The 15,976-nt window shown below is 46.1% G+C and carries 15 protein-coding genes; 12 read left to right on the forward strand and 3 right to left on the reverse strand.

All coding sequences use genetic code 11. The features are described 5' to 3' along the window. The first annotated feature begins 3 nt into the window (after nucleotides 1-3). The gene (locus H2R00_RS01645; RefSeq protein ID WP_182070345.1) at nucleotides 4-2,391 is read left to right on the forward strand and encodes a DNA internalization-related competence protein ComEC/Rec2; all 2,388 of its coding nucleotides are present in this window, start codon (nucleotides 4-6) and stop codon (nucleotides 2,389-2,391) included. A 24-nt stretch (nucleotides 2,392-2,415) separates the two neighbouring features. On the opposite strand, the gene H2R00_RS01650 is transcribed toward H2R00_RS01645, so the two are convergent. Then, nucleotides 2,416-2,547 (reverse strand): YqzM family protein, encoded by a 132-nt coding sequence (locus H2R00_RS01650; RefSeq protein WP_003183686.1) that lies wholly within the window; start codon nucleotides 2,545-2,547, stop codon nucleotides 2,416-2,418. 229 nt (nucleotides 2,548-2,776) lie between these two features. Here H2R00_RS01650 and holA point away from each other — a divergent pair, with 229 nt between their 5' ends. Beyond that, complete coding sequence (gene holA, locus H2R00_RS01655; protein ID WP_182070346.1) at nucleotides 2,777-3,802, forward strand: DNA polymerase III subunit delta; 1,026 nt, start codon at nucleotides 2,777-2,779, stop codon at nucleotides 3,800-3,802. A 203-nt stretch (nucleotides 3,803-4,005) separates the two neighbouring features. Here the strand turns inward: holA and H2R00_RS01660 are convergent, their stop codons facing one another. Continuing rightward, a complete protein-coding gene (locus H2R00_RS01660; RefSeq protein ID WP_154994388.1) occupies nucleotides 4,006-4,539 on the reverse strand; it encodes an NAD(P)H-dependent oxidoreductase in 534 nt (177 codons plus the stop codon). A gap of 251 nt (nucleotides 4,540-4,790) precedes the next feature. Between H2R00_RS01660 and H2R00_RS01665 the strand changes: the two genes are divergently transcribed. Continuing rightward, the gene (locus H2R00_RS01665) at nucleotides 4,791-5,147 is read left to right on the forward strand and encodes a winged helix-turn-helix transcriptional regulator (protein ID WP_182070347.1); all 357 of its coding nucleotides are present in this window, start codon (nucleotides 4,791-4,793) and stop codon (nucleotides 5,145-5,147) included. Between the two features lie 93 nt (nucleotides 5,148-5,240). Continuing rightward, nucleotides 5,241-5,534 (forward strand): RNA polymerase alpha subunit C-terminal domain-containing protein, encoded by a 294-nt coding sequence (locus H2R00_RS01670; RefSeq protein WP_154994384.1) that lies wholly within the window; start codon nucleotides 5,241-5,243, stop codon nucleotides 5,532-5,534. A gap of 297 nt (nucleotides 5,535-5,831) precedes the next feature. Here H2R00_RS01670 and rpsT read toward each other — a convergent pair whose 3' ends face one another. Continuing rightward, nucleotides 5,832-6,098 carry a 30S ribosomal protein S20 gene (rpsT, locus tag H2R00_RS01675; RefSeq protein ID WP_003183682.1) on the reverse strand — a complete coding sequence of 89 codons (267 nt, stop codon included), beginning with the start codon at nucleotides 6,096-6,098 and terminating at the stop codon, nucleotides 5,832-5,834. Between the two features lie 204 nt (nucleotides 6,099-6,302). Here rpsT and gpr point away from each other — a divergent pair, with 204 nt between their 5' ends. From gpr to dnaK, 8 genes are all read left to right on the forward strand, one after another. Beyond that, nucleotides 6,303-7,409, forward strand: a complete 1,107-nt coding sequence (gene gpr / locus H2R00_RS01680) for a GPR endopeptidase (RefSeq protein ID WP_182070348.1) — start codon at nucleotides 6,303-6,305, stop codon at nucleotides 7,407-7,409. A 118-nt stretch (nucleotides 7,410-7,527) separates the two neighbouring features. Continuing rightward, on the forward strand, nucleotides 7,528-8,733 hold the full coding sequence (gene spoIIP / locus H2R00_RS01685; RefSeq protein WP_182070349.1) for a stage II sporulation protein P: 1,206 nt from the start codon (nucleotides 7,528-7,530) through the stop codon (nucleotides 8,731-8,733). 15 nt (nucleotides 8,734-8,748) lie between these two features. Next, the gene (locus H2R00_RS01690) at nucleotides 8,749-9,072 is read left to right on the forward strand and encodes a YqxA family protein (protein WP_154994378.1); all 324 of its coding nucleotides are present in this window, start codon (nucleotides 8,749-8,751) and stop codon (nucleotides 9,070-9,072) included. A 166-nt stretch (nucleotides 9,073-9,238) separates the two neighbouring features. Beyond that, nucleotides 9,239-11,077 (forward strand): translation elongation factor 4, encoded by a 1,839-nt coding sequence (lepA, locus tag H2R00_RS01695; RefSeq protein WP_075752242.1) that lies wholly within the window; start codon nucleotides 9,239-9,241, stop codon nucleotides 11,075-11,077. 59 nt (nucleotides 11,078-11,136) lie between these two features. Continuing rightward, entirely contained in the window at nucleotides 11,137-12,276 is a 1,140-nt protein-coding gene (gene hemW / locus H2R00_RS01700) for a radical SAM family heme chaperone HemW (RefSeq protein ID WP_182070350.1), read from the forward strand. Between the two features lie 80 nt (nucleotides 12,277-12,356). Further along, on the forward strand, nucleotides 12,357-13,388 hold the full coding sequence (gene hrcA / locus H2R00_RS01705) for a heat-inducible transcriptional repressor HrcA (protein WP_076791449.1): 1,032 nt from the start codon (nucleotides 12,357-12,359) through the stop codon (nucleotides 13,386-13,388). A 79-nt stretch (nucleotides 13,389-13,467) separates the two neighbouring features. Beyond that, nucleotides 13,468-14,052, forward strand: coding sequence for a nucleotide exchange factor GrpE (gene grpE / locus H2R00_RS01710; protein ID WP_154994374.1), 585 nt, complete (start codon nucleotides 13,468-13,470; stop codon nucleotides 14,050-14,052). 23 nt (nucleotides 14,053-14,075) lie between these two features. Further along, nucleotides 14,076-15,914 (forward strand): molecular chaperone DnaK, encoded by a 1,839-nt coding sequence (gene dnaK, locus H2R00_RS01715; RefSeq protein ID WP_182070351.1) that lies wholly within the window; start codon nucleotides 14,076-14,078, stop codon nucleotides 15,912-15,914. Nucleotides 15,915-15,976 lie beyond the last annotated feature (62 nt).

Consider the following 15,976-nt stretch of genomic DNA (forward strand, 5'->3'; position numbering starts at 1 on the left):
CAAATGAACAGACATCGTATCTTCCCGTGTGGAGCAATTTCAGCGGCAGCCGGAATTGCCTCCGCTCACTCTTCTCTTTATCTCTTCCTCGCCATCAGTTTTTTTCTGTTCTTTATCCTCTGTTTCTTCAAGAAACAAATACTCCTTTTTATCATATGTGCAGCGATATGTATTTTATATTTCACTTCTTTTTCCATAATCGACCATTTCAATACAACGATTTATCATGAAGGCAAATTTCACACGCTCGCTTCTGTTCGGGATATCCCCATAATAGACGGAGACCGGCTTTCTTTCACAGCCGAAACAGATAAGGGAGAAGCTTTGAAAGCGGGCTATACGATCCGGTCTCCACAAGAAAAACGAGAACTCTCAGCTCTTCAGCCGGGAAGCAACTGTGTCATGCAAGGTGAATTAAAAGCACCGAAAAAAGAGACGGTTCCTGGAGCTTTTAATCAAAAAGAATCATTGTATCAAAAAGGGATTCACTGGATTTTTTCGGTTCAGTCCATTAAAAACTGCAAGCCGGGCGGCGGTCTTATGCCATTTCTATTGAATATCCGAAAAGCGGGCCTTGATTTTACAGAAGAAAATATGACGGACCCGGCTGCCGGTATTGCAAGAGCGCTTACTTTCGGAGACCGGTTCCTCATTGAACAAGATGTGCTGGACGGCTATCAGCGTCTTGGGATCATTCACCTTTTAGCGATTTCCGGGCTTCATGTCGGTCTGTTGTCAGCCGCTCTGTTCCACATATTGATTCGCTTCGGTGTCACGAGGGAATGCGCAAAATGGCTGCTCGTTTTCGGGCTGCCCGTTGCCGCAGTTTTGACCGGAGGCGCCCCGTCAGTGATGAGGGCAGTTTTCATGTCTGAAATCTATCTGTTAGCATCACTGTCTAAAAAGAACTTCAAAAGTGCCGATGTAATCAGCATCGCCTGCCTCGGGCTGCTGCTGTATCATCCTTATTTGCTATTTCAAGCCGGATTCCAGCTTTCTTTTGTCGTATCCTTCGTTTTCATTCTTTCAAAAGAGATTTTGATCAGGCCGAAAAGCCGAATCTCTCAGCTGCTATTGGGATCATTTTTGGCTCAGCTCGCTTCCCTCCCGATTCTGCTTTTTCATTTTCAAGAGTTTTCATTTCTCAGCACAGTGATGAATCTGGTTTTTATACCTCTCTATATTTTCATCATCATGCCGTTGTCTTTCGGAAGCCTGTTGGCTTTCATATGTCTTCGTCCCTTGGGGGAGGCGGCAGCCTGTGTGCTTGACCGTCTGCTTGTGTGGAGCCATCAGGCTGTTAAAGCGGTATCTGCTGCGGATATTTTGGTTTTTTCTGCGGTTAAACCGCCGGGTATTTTGTTGTTTTTCTACTTCGCAGCCATTTTTCTGTTTTTGCTATTTCTTGAAAAAGAGATGTCGTTTCGAGCGGTCATGATTCCGTCCTGCCTCCTTGCCGCTGTGTTTGTGATTCACGTATGTCTTCCCCAGATTGCAGGAGAAGGAGAGGTCACAATGCTTGATATCGGCCAAGGGGACAGCATGTATGTCAGCGCTTCCGGTCGGAATGGCACGGTTTTCATCGATACGGGAGGAACCGTATCCTTCCGGAAAGAGCGGTGGAGAAAGCGGAAGAAGGATTTTTCACTGGGGGAGAGCGTATTAATGCCTTTTCTGGCATCCAAAGGAGTCAAGAAGCTCGATGCTCTGATTTTGACCCATGCCGATCAGGATCATATTGGCGAAGCACAGGTGCTGATCCAAAAACATAAAGTCAAGCAATTGATTGTGCCGAAAGGCTTTGCGGCCGAATCTTCTGATGAAAAGCTGCTTCGCCTTGCCTTGGAGGAAGGCGTCAAGGTGAATGTAGCCAAAAGAGGTGACATCCTTCATATTGGCAATCTTGAATTTTATGTTCTTTCACCGAAAGAGGCGGACAAAAACAGCAAAAACAATGGTTCCCTCGTATTGTGGATGAAAGCGGGCGGATTTTCGTGGCTGTTAACGGGCGATTTGGAGAAGGAAGGTGAAATGGAAATCATGGAAGAGTATCCGAATCTTAAAGCGGATATTTTGAAAGTCGGTCACCATGGAAGCAAAGGTTCAACGGGGGAAGAGCTGATCAAGCAAATTGAGCCGAAAGCCGCCATCATTTCGGCGGGGGAGCACAACCGCTACGGGCATCCCCACGGGGAAGTGCTGGATATCTTAAACCGTCACCATGTGAAAGTGTTCAGAACAGATCGGCACGGTTCGATTCAGTACCTATTTCGAAGCGGGAACGGAACGTTTTTGCTTCATCCTCCATATGATAAAGTACATTCCCCGCAAGAAAAAAAGACTGCTGAAAAACAGCAGTCGTCAAAAAGCCGCTTCCCTGACGGAGAGTAAAGCGGTGTCCATGACTTGGCTTGGTTAAGCGGCCAGATGTATAACAGTAGCGATAATAAACATTGTAGCGAAAAAGCCAAAAGACACGATAAAACCGACACCCGAATCTACAAGATCGTTACGTTTGCTTTGCACGTCTTTTTCAAATTCATTCACAATTTACCCCTCCTATTGATATCCAGTATAATTCAATTCTTTGCAAAAATCTAGGAGCTTCATGCAACCGTTTTCTAAAATTTATGAACATCGTCTTCTATAAACTGACCCGGGGGTTTATGGAAGGCGTTTATTATAAATGAGAGAGCGGGTGACTCCGCTTCTCTCTTTACTAATTGCAAAACACGCTTTAGGATAGAAAGGAAGGATGAAAGAGGGGAAAGTGCAGATGACGGTATTTGATGTTTGGAAAAGCTTAAAAAAAGGCGACATTCATCCTGTTTATTGTTTATACGGGAAAGAGACGTATCTTCTGCAGGAGACGGTTCAAAGGATCAGACAAGCTGTCGTTGATGAAGAGACGAAGGATTTCAACCTTTCCGTATTTGATTTGGAAGAAGAGGCATTGGACCTTGCTGTTGAAGATGCTGAAACTTTTCCGTTTATGGGGGAGAAGCGTCTTGTTGTTGCTAAAAACCCGTCTTTTTTAACAGCTGAAAAAAAGAAAGACAAAATGGAGCATAACCTCGGGAGCCTGGAGGACTATATTGCGCAGCCGGCGCCTTATTCCGTTTTTGTTCTGCTCGCTCCTTATGAGAAGCTTGATGAGAGGAAAAAGCTGACCAAGCTGTTGAAAAAACATGCCCAAATGGTCGAAGCAAAAGAACTGAACGGCCGGGAAACGGCTGATTTTATCGCAGGGCTTGCAAAATCAGAAGGGAAGCTCATTGAACGAGAAGCGGCAGAGGAGCTTGTCATCCTGTGTAATGCCAGCCTGTCGGCTATTGCCCAAGAGGTGAAAAAGCTTAGTACATATATCGGCGAACGGGATTCGATCACGCTTGAAGACGTCAAAAAACTCGTTGCCAGAGGTCTCGAGCAAAACATTTTTGAATTGATCAACAAGATTGTGAACCGGAAGCGTACAGAAGCGCTGCAGATTTTCTATGATCTGTTAAAACAAAATGAAGAACCGATCAAAATGATGGCGCTGATCGCCAACCAGTTCAGGCTTTTGATGCAGACCAAATACTTTTCGCAGCAGGGGTACGGGCAAAAGCAAATCGCCTCAAACCTCAAAGTTCACCCGTTCAGGGTTAAGCTCGCGATCGACCAGGCGAGGTTGTTTTCTGAAGAAGAGCTGAAAAGCATCATCGAGCATCTCGCCGTTATGGATTATGAAATGAAAACAGGAAAAAAGGACAAGCAGCTTTTGCTTGAGCTGTTTTTACTCAAGCTTTTGCAGTCCGATTGAAAAAACGGCTCTCTAATCTAAGAGAGCCGTCAGGCTGTCGAGAAAATCCCGACAGCCTTTTCACTTGTTCATTTTTTTCCCGCTGCTCTTTTGTCAGCCGCCGTTTTCTTGCTTCCGTCTCTTGTTGTATATTTCATGCGCTTTGTGAGACACTCCGGCATTTTCATTTCTTTAGAAACTTACCGTAGGTCCTCAGTATACCTTTATAATCGGCAAGCTTCACCTTTAGGAGATAGAATATATTTTGCATACCGCTTCGCTTCGGCTTTGAGGATATGATCATTAGGATTGTGGGATGCAAAAGCTGGAAGAAACGTGCCATGGCATCGAATAATAGTACCCTCAATCGGCCGTAAATGCTCTTCTACAGTGAACATATTGCGGCCCCCAACGCGATATTCCTCTTCCGCTCCGCCTGTTGTCGTAGCAACCATGAATTCTTTGCCTTTCAAGTTTTCGCCTCCGGGGCCGTGCGCCCAGCCGTATGTCAGCACATCATCAAACCATTTTTTCAAAAGAGGCGGACAGCTGAACCAATAAAATGGGAACTGAAGAACGATCCGGTCATATTCAAGTAATAATTGCTGTTCCTTTTCAACATCGATACTCCAATTCTGATATTCCTGATACAAATCACGAATAAAGATATCAGGGTGATTTTTTAATTCGCTCATTAGTGCCTTGTTCCACTTGGAGTCCTTCAGATTTGGATGTGCTATAATTACCATTATTTTCATAAACATCTTCCTTTACGTTTTTTGTTTTCCTTGAATCTTTCTTCGTCCCAATTATTACGATTATTGTTGACTTTGCAAAGTACGCTTTTTTTTCGTACATAGACCTTTAAACCGTACTATTGACGGTAAAAGAATTTTTTAAGTCAGTACGGTAAACCGTACTATGTATGTAAAATAAGAGTACTACCGCGAACCAGGATTATATGGTACCGTAACTGATATCATGAATACCGAATCGGGAGTTGATATAGATGAAGTCAAAAGTCCGGGAAATGAAGACGACGGAAGGTATCATCATAACATTGGCCGCCATAGGAGGAAAATGGAAGCCGCTGATCCTGTTTATATTACTTCATGAAGGCACCAAACGCTTCGGAGAGCTAAGGCGGATGCTCCCTGGGGTTACACAAGGGATGCTGACCAACCAGCTTCGGGAGCTCGAACATGATGGTCTCGTCAAACGGCAAGTTTATCAGCAAATCCCCCCGAAGGTTGAATATAGTTTAACCGAGCATGGAAATACGTTGGCGCCGGTGTTGACCGATATGTGCAGTTGGGGATATAAGCATCTCGACTTTGTGAAGAAATTAAGTGATGAAGAGGAATAAGAAAGGGCAGGAAAGATAAAACCGAAAACATTGAAAGTCTGCAGGCTGTAAAAAGGGTGAAAATAAATAATTGAGAAAGGGAGGAATGAAAAAATGACAACGTTAAAAAAGAATTTAAGGACTTGCAGCGAAGGACACAAGTATTATAAGAGCAGTGATTGTCCTGTTTGCCCGATTTGTGAGCAACAACGCAAACCTGACGACGGATTTCTTTCATTGCTTTCTGCACCTGCCAGACGAGCTTTGGAACACAATGGAATCACTTCTTTGCAGCTTCTATCAAAATACAGCGAAAAAGAGATTTTGAAATTTCACGGTATGGGACCGGCATCTTTGCCTAAATTACGGGGTGCTTTGAAGGAAAAAGGGTTATCTTTTAAAAGTTAAACTCCATGAATGATTATTCTTGTACATAGCAAGGGAACTTCCTTTTTCGGAAGTTCCCTCATTTTGTATAAAAATCAATAATTATATATTTGAATGAAAACAGCTGCCCGAAGACAGCCTCATTAAAACAAAAAATAGCTCCGTGCGAGTGGAACATGGCTGACAGGCTGGCATGAAAGCTTCTCCCTGTAGGCACACACCTGAATCGCGCTATTTTTGCGGTCTGACGGCTTCTCATCTAAGAGAGCCGTTTTTTATGATGGCAAGCAAAAAAGCTTGGCATGGCCAAGCTTTCTATTATGCAGAAAGTCCGTTCACTTTTTTCGCTAGGTTTGATTTGTAACGAGCTGCGGTGTTTTTGTGGACAAGACCTTTTTTAGCTGCTTTATCGATTTTCTTTGCTGCTGCAGATAGAGCTGCTTTCGCTTTGTCTGCTTCGTTGTTGCTTACGAAAGTTTCAACTTGTTTCATAGCAGTGCGCATTGCAGATTTGATTGTTGCGTTGTGCGCGCGGCGCTCGTTGTTTGTTTTTGTGCGTTTGATCGCTGATTTAATGTTTGGCAATGTGTTTCACCTCCTAAGACATAACCTCTGTTCCTTTTCTATAGGTTAGATCTCAACAATAGAACAAATTGTATTCTATCAAACACACCCTTAGATTGCAATATAAATGTAAAGTATTTTTATTTGAAAGCTCCGTTTCGCGGGAATGTTTGCAGACCTTGTGGGCACACTAACACCAGTTATGTTTTTGGAGGGAATGCAAATATGGAGAAAAAGAAGCTCGATTTAAGTCAATATGCAGTCCGGACAGACTTAGCCGTGGAAGCGAGGGATCTGGCGGAGGAAAAGGAAGCTTCTCCAAAGAAAGAGCTGAAAGGGTTTACAGTCAAAGAATACGAAAAAGACGGGATCAAAATTCAGACGATGGACATTGATGAAGAAGGAGCGAAGCTGTCGGGGAAAAAAGCCGGCCGCTATTTAACCTTTGAAACACAAGGGATCAGACAGCAGGATTCCGTATTGCAGGAAAAAGTCGTCGATGTCTTCGCAAAGGAATTTTCCGCGTTTCTCGATTATTTGGGCATTCCGCGGGATGCCAGCTGCTTAATCGTCGGGCTTGGCAACTGGAATGTCACGCCCGACTCGCTCGGCCCCCTGGTGACGGAGAACCTTCTCGTGACGAGGCACCTGTTTCAGCTGCAGCCCGAAAATGTAGAGGAAGGCTACCGTCCGGTGAGTGCGCTTTCCCCGGGAGTCATGGGCTTGACCGGAATTGAAACGAGCGACATTATCCAAGGGGTGATCGATCGCTCAAAGCCCGATTTTGTCATCGCCATTGATGCGCTGGCATCAAGAGGGATCGAGCGTGTGAATTCTACCATTCAAATTTCAGACAGCGGGATACATCCCGGGTCTGGCGTGGGGAATAAAAGAAAAGAGTTAAGCGAGGATACGCTCGGCATTCCGGTCATCGCCATCGGTGTTCCGACAGTGGTCGATGCCGTCACGATCACGAGCGATACGATTGATTACATGCTGAAGCATTTTGGAAGAGAGATGAGAGATGACAGTCCGTCCAGGTCGCTCGTTCCCGCGGGGATGAGCTTTGGGAAAAGAAAGGTCCTCACCGAAGAAGACCTTCCTGATGAAGAGCACCGCAAATCGTTTCTCGGTATAGTCGGAGGCCTCGGAGAGGATGAAAAAAGGCAGCTGATCCATGAAGTCCTCGCTCCGCTCGGCCATAACTTAATGGTGACCCCTAAAGAGGTCGATACATTTATCGATGATATGGCAAATGTGATTGCAAACGGTCTGAACACAGCGCTTCATGAAAATGTATCGCAAGACAATAAAGGAATGTACAACCACTAAGATCAAGGCGGCTGACCAGGCCGCTTTTTTTCATGACATTTAGCATTACCGGAACTTGTTCTACTTCCTCTATCTTGGACATAGTCTATTTACTAGACAAGCTCTGGAGGGATTTACAATGAGAAAAAGAGGCAGGAATCGTCAGTTTGTGCTGGCTGTAAATGGAAGAAGTGCGGTTAAGACAGTATTCTTATTTATCGTCAGCCTGCTGCTCGTTTTTATATTATCAGGCGTGCTGACATCGCTGCGTCCTGAGTTAAGGCCGTCTTCATCGTTGTACCGGGTGACTGATGAACTGGGGGGCGAGACCTTCGGGCTCATTTTGGGAATGGAAAACCACTACTTTGCATCAGAATTGCCGGAACCGAATAAGCGCTTTGAGCTTTCCCCCCTCGTTCTGAAGCTGGCGACCAGCATTAATTTGAAAGATCCGCGAAGTTTTCTCGGACGGGAGCTTCCGGGCTTCTCTCATTTTGACTCAGAAATCCTCATTGCCGGGCAAGGGACGGATTATACGAATATGCCGTCAGAATCTCCGCCGCCGACTGAGGTCTTAAAAGAGGAGAGAGAAGCGAATCTTGCAGAGCTTGAAGGGAAGCAGAAAAAGAAAACAGGGGAGGAAAAACCCCCTGAACAATCGACGGGCGGCCGCAAAGTCGTATTTATCTACAATACGCACAATACGGAATCGTATCTCCCCTTTTTAAAAGGTGAGACAAAACCTGATCGGGCGATTCATTCGAAAGCAAATGTTACGCTTGTCAGCGATATGCTCGCAAATGCGATGAAGTCGCAGGGTGTCGGGGCAATGGTTGATAAAACCGATTTTCAGGCGAATTTGCGGAAAAAAGGCTGGGCCTATGCCCGTTCCTATGATGAATCAAGGCCGGTCGTCAAAGAGGCGATGGCTCAAAACAAAGATTTGCAGTATTTTATCGATATTCACAGGGATTCGCAGCGGAAGAAAGCGACAACCGCAACAGTCAAAGGAAAGAGCTATGCACGCGTTGCATTTGTGCTCGGCAAAAAGAGCTCTAATTTCGAAGCGAACTTAAAGCTCGCAAAAGAGCTGCATGAACGGCTCGAAAAAAAATACCCGGGTTTGAGCCGCGGTGTTATATCTAAGGGAGCTGCCGGGGATAATGGCATATATAATCAGGATTTAAACGAAAGATCCGTCTTAATCGAATTTGGCGGCGTTGATAATAACCGCGAAGAGCTGGAGCGGGCTGCAGAAGCGATGGCGGATGTATTCAGCGAGATGTACTGGAATGCTGAAAAAGTTGATGCAGACTCCGGTGAAGACGATAAGAAAAAACAATAGGAGCAGGTGATCGAAGTGGCTTCTTTTATGGGAAAATGCATATTGGCTTGCGCTGTCATGTTTTTCGGCGTTCTTCTCGGCATGCAGCAGGCGAACAACGGAATGATTGAAATGAAAGGGTACGAGGACCCTGATTTAAAAGCAGCGCTCAGCATATCTGAAGGGGATGCGAAAGAGGCGTCAGTCCTCGGCCATCAAATCGATTTGAAGGAAAAACAAAAAGAGCTGGAACAGCTGGAAGCTTTCAACCTCTTTTCCTCGGCCGGCCGAGCCCTGGCCGATTCGGTCACAAACACAGCCCGTTCATTGTATGACTGGGTAAAGGAAAAAACGGAATAAGCAAAAGAAAAAACGGAATAAGCAAAAGAAAAAACGAGCCGGATGCAGGACTCGTTTTTTCTGTTTCGGGTTTAGAAAGCATATGTGACTTAGCATTGAATCTTCACAACCCTATTGATATAATCTAAGCTAGCGCATATTGCGTTTCATAGTAGGAGTGATTAGTGTGACAGATAAAGAAAAACGATTACAAAGGCAGTCGAGAATCCGAAATTTCTCTATTATCGCCCATATCGACCACGGCAAGTCAACGCTTGCGGATCGAATCTTGGAAAAAACGGCGGCAATCACTCAAAGGGAAATGAAAGAACAGCTCCTCGACTCAATGGATTTGGAACGTGAAAGAGGAATCACCATTAAACTGAACTCCGTACAGCTGAAATATCAGGCGAAGGACGGAGAGGAATATATTTTTCATCTGATCGATACCCCGGGACACGTCGATTTTACGTATGAGGTTTCGAGAAGCCTTGCCGCATGCGAAGGCGCGATTCTCGTCGTCGACGCCGCACAGGGAATCGAGGCGCAAACGCTGGCGAACGTTTACCTTGCGCTTGACAACGACCTTGAAATCCTGCCGGTCATTAATAAAATCGACCTTCCGAGCGCAGAACCCGAACGCGTCCGCCAGGAAGTCGAGGATGTTATCGGTCTTGACGCTTCAGAAGCCGTCCTTGCTTCAGCAAAAGCAGGCATCGGAATTGAAGAAATATTGGAGCAGATCGTTGAAAAGGTTCCCGCACCAAGCGGAGATCCGGAAGCGCCGCTTCAGGCGCTGATCTTTGACTCTCTGTATGATGCATACCGCGGGGTTGTCGCTTATATCAGAGTCGTGCAAGGTACCGTAAAAGCCGGTCAAAAAATCAAGATGATGGCGACCGGAAAAGAATTTGAAGTCACTGAAGTCGGCGTTTTCACACCGAAGGCCGTCCCGGTTGACGAACTGACTGTCGGCGACGTCGGATTCCTGACGGCCGCAATCAAAAACGTCGGAGACACCCGTGTAGGGGATACGATTACGAGCGCGGAAAACCCTGCGCCCGAAGCCCTGCCAGGCTACAGAAAGCTGAATCCGATGGTCTATTGCGGTCTGTATCCGATTGATACAGCGAAATACAACGACTTGCGTGAAGCGCTTGAAAAACTTGAGCTGAACGATTCAGCCCTGCAGTACGAAGCGGAAACGTCCCAGGCTCTCGGATTCGGCTTCCGCTGCGGTTTCTTAGGGATGCTCCACATGGAAATCATCCAGGAGCGGATTGAACGCGAATTCAATATCGATTTGATTACGACGGCTCCGAGCGTTATCTACGACGTGTACATGACAGACGGTGAAAAAATCGTCGTCGATAACCCGTCAAATATGCCTGATCCGCAGAAGATCGACCGGGTGGAAGAACCGTTCGTCAAAGCGACGATGATGGTGCCGAACGACTTTGTCGGAGCGGTCATGGAACTGTGCCAGGGCAAGCGCGGTCAGTTTATCGATATGCAGTACCTTGATGCGAACCGCGTCAGCATTGTCTACGAAATTCCGCTTGCGGAAATCGTCTACGAGTTTTTCGATCAGCTTAAATCAAATACGAAAGGCTATGCATCATTTGATTACGAACTCATCGGATATAAACCGTCCAAGCTCGTGAAAATGGATATTATGCTGAACGGCGAAAAAATCGATGCCCTTTCCTTTATCGTTCACCGCGATTATGCTTATGAACGAGGAAAGGTTATCGTCGAAAAGCTGAAGGAGCTCATTCCGCGCCAGCAGTTTGAAGTGCCTGTCCAGGCAGCCATCGGCACCAAAATTGTCGCCCGTTCAACCATCAAAGCCATGCGCAAAAACGTTTTGGCGAAGTGCTACGGCGGGGATATTTCCAGAAAGCGCAAACTGCTTGAAAAGCAAAAGGAAGGAAAGCGAAGAATGAAACAGGTCGGCTCTGTCGAAGTTCCGCAGGAAGCCTTTATGGCAGTCCTGAAAATGGACGACAGCGGCCCGAAATCATAATCATGAGCTGCCGCAGCGTAACACACTGCGGCTTCTTCCTGTAAAAGAAGGTGAAAACAATGAAAGCAGCATATATCCACATTCCGTTTTGCGAGCACATTTGCCATTATTGCGACTTCAACAAGTTTTTTATTCAATCTCAGCCGGTTGATGAATATTTGCGTTCTTTAGAGAAGGAAATGGCCAATTCAATGGAAGCAGCCGGACATCCGGAGCTGAAAACGATCTTTATCGGGGGAGGAACGCCGACATCGTTGTCTGCAGCGCAGCTCGAACGGCTCCTCGATTCCATTCATCGCATTTTGAAACCGTCCGAAAGCCTTGCTGAATTTGCAGTGGAAGCCAATCCCGACGATTTATCGGCTGAAAAGCTGGACGTTTTAAAAGCTGCCGGTGTCGACAGGCTGAGCTTTGGCGTGCAGACGTTTGAAGACGAGCTGCTAAAAAAAATCGGCAGGGTCCACGAGCAAAAAGACGTGCTCGTTTCCTTTGAAAGAGCGCGAAAGGCGGGGTTTGATAATATCAGCCTTGATCTGATGTTCGGTCTGCCCGGACAAACCATCGGCCACCTCGCTTCATCACTCGATACGGCGCTTGCCCTCGGGGCTGAACACTATTCGGTCTATTCGCTGATCGTCGAACCGAAAACCGTTTTTTATAACTTGATGAAAAAAGGCCGGCTTCACCTGCCGCCGCAGGATCAGGAAGCTGAAATGTACGAACTCGTGATGCGGAAAATGGAAGAAGCGGGCATCGGCCAATACGAAATCAGCAACTACGCCAAAAAAGGATATGAGAGCAAACATAACCTCACATATTGGAACAATGAGGGATATTTCGGTTTTGGCGCGGGCGCACACGGCTATATTAATGGTGAAAGAACGGTAAATGCAGGCCCTGTCAAACACTATATCGACCTGATTGAGCAGTCAGGCTTTCCTTATAAGGAGCAACACAAGGTCACAAAAAATGAACAGATTGAAGAAGAAATGTTTCTCGGTCTTCGAAAAACCGCGGGAATAGACAAAGAGCGCTTTTTCGAAAAATACGGAAGATCTGTTGACGATCTCTTCCCGAAAGTGCTCTATTCGCTGGAAGAAACAGGGCTGATTGTGAACACGAACAAAAATGTGTTTTTAACACATAATGGAAAACTATTGGGGAATGAAGTGTTTCAGGCATTCCTGGGTGAGTTATAATTGACATTTTGATTTCGGTTTGGTAATTTTGATATACAATTAGCACTCAGTTGTGTCGAGTGCTAACAGGGGTGATATGGATGTTAACAAATCGTCAGCTGTTAATCTTGCAGGTTATCGTCAACGATTTCATTCGTTCAGCTCAGCCGGTAGGATCTAGAACGCTTTCCAAAAAGGAAGATATCACATTCAGCTCAGCAACGATCAGAAACGAAATGGCTGACTTGGAAGAGCTCGGTTTTATCGAAAAAACACACTCATCTTCAGGCCGGATTCCTTCTGAAAAAGGCTATCGCTATTATGTCGATCATTTGCTTTCACCTGGAAAGCTGTCAAAAACGGACTTGAACATTATTCATTCGATTTTCAAAGAAAAAATCTTTGAACTCGAAAAAGCCGTGCAGAAGTCGGCTCAAGTGCTGTCCGACCTGACAAATTATACATCGATTGTCCTCGGTCCGAGACTGAGCGAAAACCATCTCAAACAAATCCAGATTGTACCGGTTCAGCCCAAGAAGGCCGTTGCCATTCTAGTAACGAATACCGGCCATGTCGAGAATAAAACGATTAATTTTCCGGCGGAGGTCAATCTTTCCGATCTCGAAAAGCTGGTGAATATATTAAATGAACGCCTTAGAGGCGTGCCGATCTCAGAGCTGAAAGACAGGATTTTCAAAGAGGTTGTCATCTTCTTAAAATCGCACATCCAAAATTACGATACGATTTTGCATGCGCTCGGCGCAACGCTGGATTCATCTGTTCAAACCGACCGGCTGTTTTTCGGCGGCAAGATTAATATGTTGAATCAGCCCGAATTTCACGATATTGACAGAGTGAAATCGCTATTGTCGCTCATTGAAAAAGAACAGGAGATTCTCCGGCTCTTTCAGTCGACTGAGTCTGGAATCACCATTAAAATCGGCAAAGAAAACGACTATGAAGAAATGGAAAACTGTAGCCTGATTACCGCAACATACACAGTCGGCTCTAAACAGATCGGCTCCATCGCGGTCATCGGGCCGACGCGCATGGACTACTCCCGCGTCGTCGGTTTGCTTCAGCACGTATCATCTGACTTGTCAAAAGCGCTGACAAGTTTGTATGATGGGTAAGGCAGTACCTAAAACAGAGACAGAAGGGAGAAATCCCTTCTTTATCATGAAACTCATCCTTTAAGGGAGGTGAACACAGATGGCAGAAGAAAAACAAACTGAAGAGCTAAACGAACAAGAGGAACTGAACGAGACAGAAGCGGAGACAGCCGAAGCTGAACAAACGGCTGCTGAAGCTGATGCCCCGGCAGAAGACACTCAAACAGAAATGCTTGAAAAACAACTAAAAGAACTTCAAGAACGTCTTGAAGAAAAAGAAAATAAACTTTTACGTGTTCAGGCGGACTTTGAAAACTACAAAAGACGCGCACGCCTTGACCTTGAGGCTGCTGAAAAGTACCGTTCCCAGCGCATCATCAGCGAATTGCTACCGGCGCTTGACAACTTTGAACGCGCACTTCAGATCGATCCTGACAACGAGCAGACGAAAAGCCTGCTTCAAGGGATGGAAATGGTGCACCGTCAAATTTTGGAGGCTCTTAAAAATGAAGGAGTTGAACAGATTCCATCAGTCGGAGAGCAATTTGACCCGAACATGCATCAGGCTGTTATGCAGGTTGAGGATGAAGCGTACGAATCAAACGCAGTCGTTGAGGAACTGCAAAAAGGCTATAAACTTAAGGACCGGGTGATCCGTCCTTCTATGGTAAAAGTCAATCAATAACTACATAGCAGGAGGTAAAAATCATGAGCAAAGTAATCGGAATCGACTTGGGAACAACGAACTCATGCGTTGCAGTGCTTGAAGGCGGAGAGCCGAAAGTCATCCCAAATCCAGAAGGAGCCCGCACGACTCCTTCAGTTGTTGCATTTAAAAACGGAGAGCGCCAGGTGGGTGAAGTGGCGAAACGCCAGTCCATCACGAATCCGAACACGATCATGTCGATCAAGCGCCACATGGGCACGGACTATACAGTTGAAATCGAAGGCAAAAAGTACACGCCACAAGAAGTGTCTGCCATCGTCCTTCAGCATTTGAAATCATATGCTGAAAGCTATTTGGGCGAAACGGTATCTAAAGCCGTGATCACAGTTCCTGCATACTTCAACGATGCAGAGCGTCAAGCGACAAAAGATGCCGGTAAAATCGCCGGACTTGAAGTTGAGCGGATTATCAACGAGCCGACTGCAGCTGCGCTTGCATACGGCCTGGATAAAACAGAAGAAGATCAGACGATCCTCGTCTACGACCTTGGTGGCGGTACATTCGACGTTTCCATCCTTGAATTGGGAGACGGCGTATTCGAAGTTCGCTCTACAGCGGGTGACAACCGCCTTGGAGGAGACGACTTTGACCAAGTGATCATCGATCATCTCGTGTCAGAATTCAAAAAAGAAAACGGCATCGACCTTTCTAAAGACAAAATGGCGCTTCAGCGCTTAAAAGATGCGGCTGAGAAAGCGAAAAAAGACCTTTCCGGCGTATCTTCTACGCAAATTTCGCTGCCGTTTATCACAGCGGGTGAAGCAGGTCCGCTGCACCTTGAATTGACACTGACCCGCGCGAAATTTGAAGAGATATCTTCACATTTGGTAGAGCGCACAATGGGTCCTGTCCGTCAGGCTCTTCAAGATGCAGGACTTTCTGCAAGCGAAATCGACAAAGTGATCCTTGTCGGCGGATCAACACGTATTCCTGCCGTTCAGGAAGCGATCAAAAAAGAAACTGGAAAAGAAGCGCACAAAGGCGTCAACCCTGACGAAGTCGTAGCCCTTGGTGCAGCCATTCAAGGCGGCGTCATCACAGGCGATGTCAAAGATGTTGTCCTTCTTGACGTAACTCCGCTGTCACTTGGTATCGAAACGATGGGCGGCGTGTTCACGAAGCTGATTGAGCGCAACACGACAATCCCGACAAGCAAGTCCCAAGTGTTCTCAACAGCAGCCGACAACCAAACAGCGGTTGACATCCACGTGCTCCAAGGTGAGCGCCCAATGGCAGCCGACAACAAAACGCTCGGACGCTTCCAGCTTACAGATATCCCACCGGCTCCTCGCGGCGTACCGCAAATCGAAGTGTCATTTGACATCGATAAGAACGGTATCGTCAACGTCAGCGCGAAAGATCTTGGCACTGGCAAAGAGCAAAACATCACGATCAAATCTTCTTCAGGCCTTTCTGACGACGAGATCGAGCGTATGGTGAAAGAAGCTGAAGAAAACGCTGAAGCGGATGAGAAGAAAAAAGAAGAAATCGAACTTCGCAACGAAGCGGATCAGCTTGTCTTCACAACTGAAAAAACGCTGAAGGATCTTGAAGGCAAAGCCGATGAAGCACAAGTGAAAAAAGCGAATGAAGCAAAAGATGCGCTAAAAGCTGCGATCGAGAAAAATGACCTTGATGAAATCAAGGCCAAAAAAGATGAGCTGCAAGCGATTGTTCAAGAGCTTTCAATGAAGCTTTACGAAGAAGCTGCAAAACAAGCTCAAGCTCAGCAAGACGGCGGCGCCGGCGCTAAAAAAGCCGACGACAATGTCGTGGACGCTGAGTATGAAGAAGTAAACGACGATAAAGATCAAAAATAATTGAAATAAAATGTGCTGTGCTTACCCCGGTTTGCACAGCACATGACCTTACAGGCGATGAA

It is taken from the genome of Bacillus haynesii (genome assembly GCF_014042035.1).
In the GTDB taxonomy this organism is placed as follows: domain Bacteria; phylum Bacillota; class Bacilli; order Bacillales; family Bacillaceae; genus Bacillus; species Bacillus haynesii.

What these genes read in the sequence shown, in the direction of transcription:
- spoIIP (WP_182070349.1), top strand. Translation starts at nt 7,528, where the DNA reads ATGAGAAAAAGAGGCAGGAATCGTCAGTTTGTGCTGGCTGTAAATGGA.
- H2R00_RS01645 (WP_182070345.1), top strand. Translation starts at nt 4, where the DNA reads ATGAACAGACATCGTATCTTCCCGTGTGGAGCAATTTCAGCGGCAGCC.
- holA (WP_182070346.1), top strand. Translation starts at nt 2,777, where the DNA reads ATGACGGTATTTGATGTTTGGAAAAGCTTAAAAAAAGGCGACATTCAT.
- H2R00_RS01665 (WP_182070347.1), top strand. Translation starts at nt 4,791, where the DNA reads ATGAAGTCAAAAGTCCGGGAAATGAAGACGACGGAAGGTATCATCATA.
- hemW (WP_182070350.1), top strand. Translation starts at nt 11,137, where the DNA reads ATGAAAGCAGCATATATCCACATTCCGTTTTGCGAGCACATTTGCCAT.
- H2R00_RS01670 (WP_154994384.1), top strand. Translation starts at nt 5,241, where the DNA reads ATGACAACGTTAAAAAAGAATTTAAGGACTTGCAGCGAAGGACACAAG.
- dnaK (WP_182070351.1), top strand. Translation starts at nt 14,076, where the DNA reads ATGAGCAAAGTAATCGGAATCGACTTGGGAACAACGAACTCATGCGTT.
- grpE (WP_154994374.1), top strand. Translation starts at nt 13,468, where the DNA reads ATGGCAGAAGAAAAACAAACTGAAGAGCTAAACGAACAAGAGGAACTG.
- hrcA (WP_076791449.1), top strand. Translation starts at nt 12,357, where the DNA reads ATGTTAACAAATCGTCAGCTGTTAATCTTGCAGGTTATCGTCAACGAT.
- gpr (WP_182070348.1), top strand. Translation starts at nt 6,303, where the DNA reads ATGGAGAAAAAGAAGCTCGATTTAAGTCAATATGCAGTCCGGACAGAC.
- H2R00_RS01660 (WP_154994388.1), bottom strand. Translation starts at nt 4,539, where the DNA reads ATGAAAATAATGGTAATTATAGCACATCCAAATCTGAAGGACTCCAAG.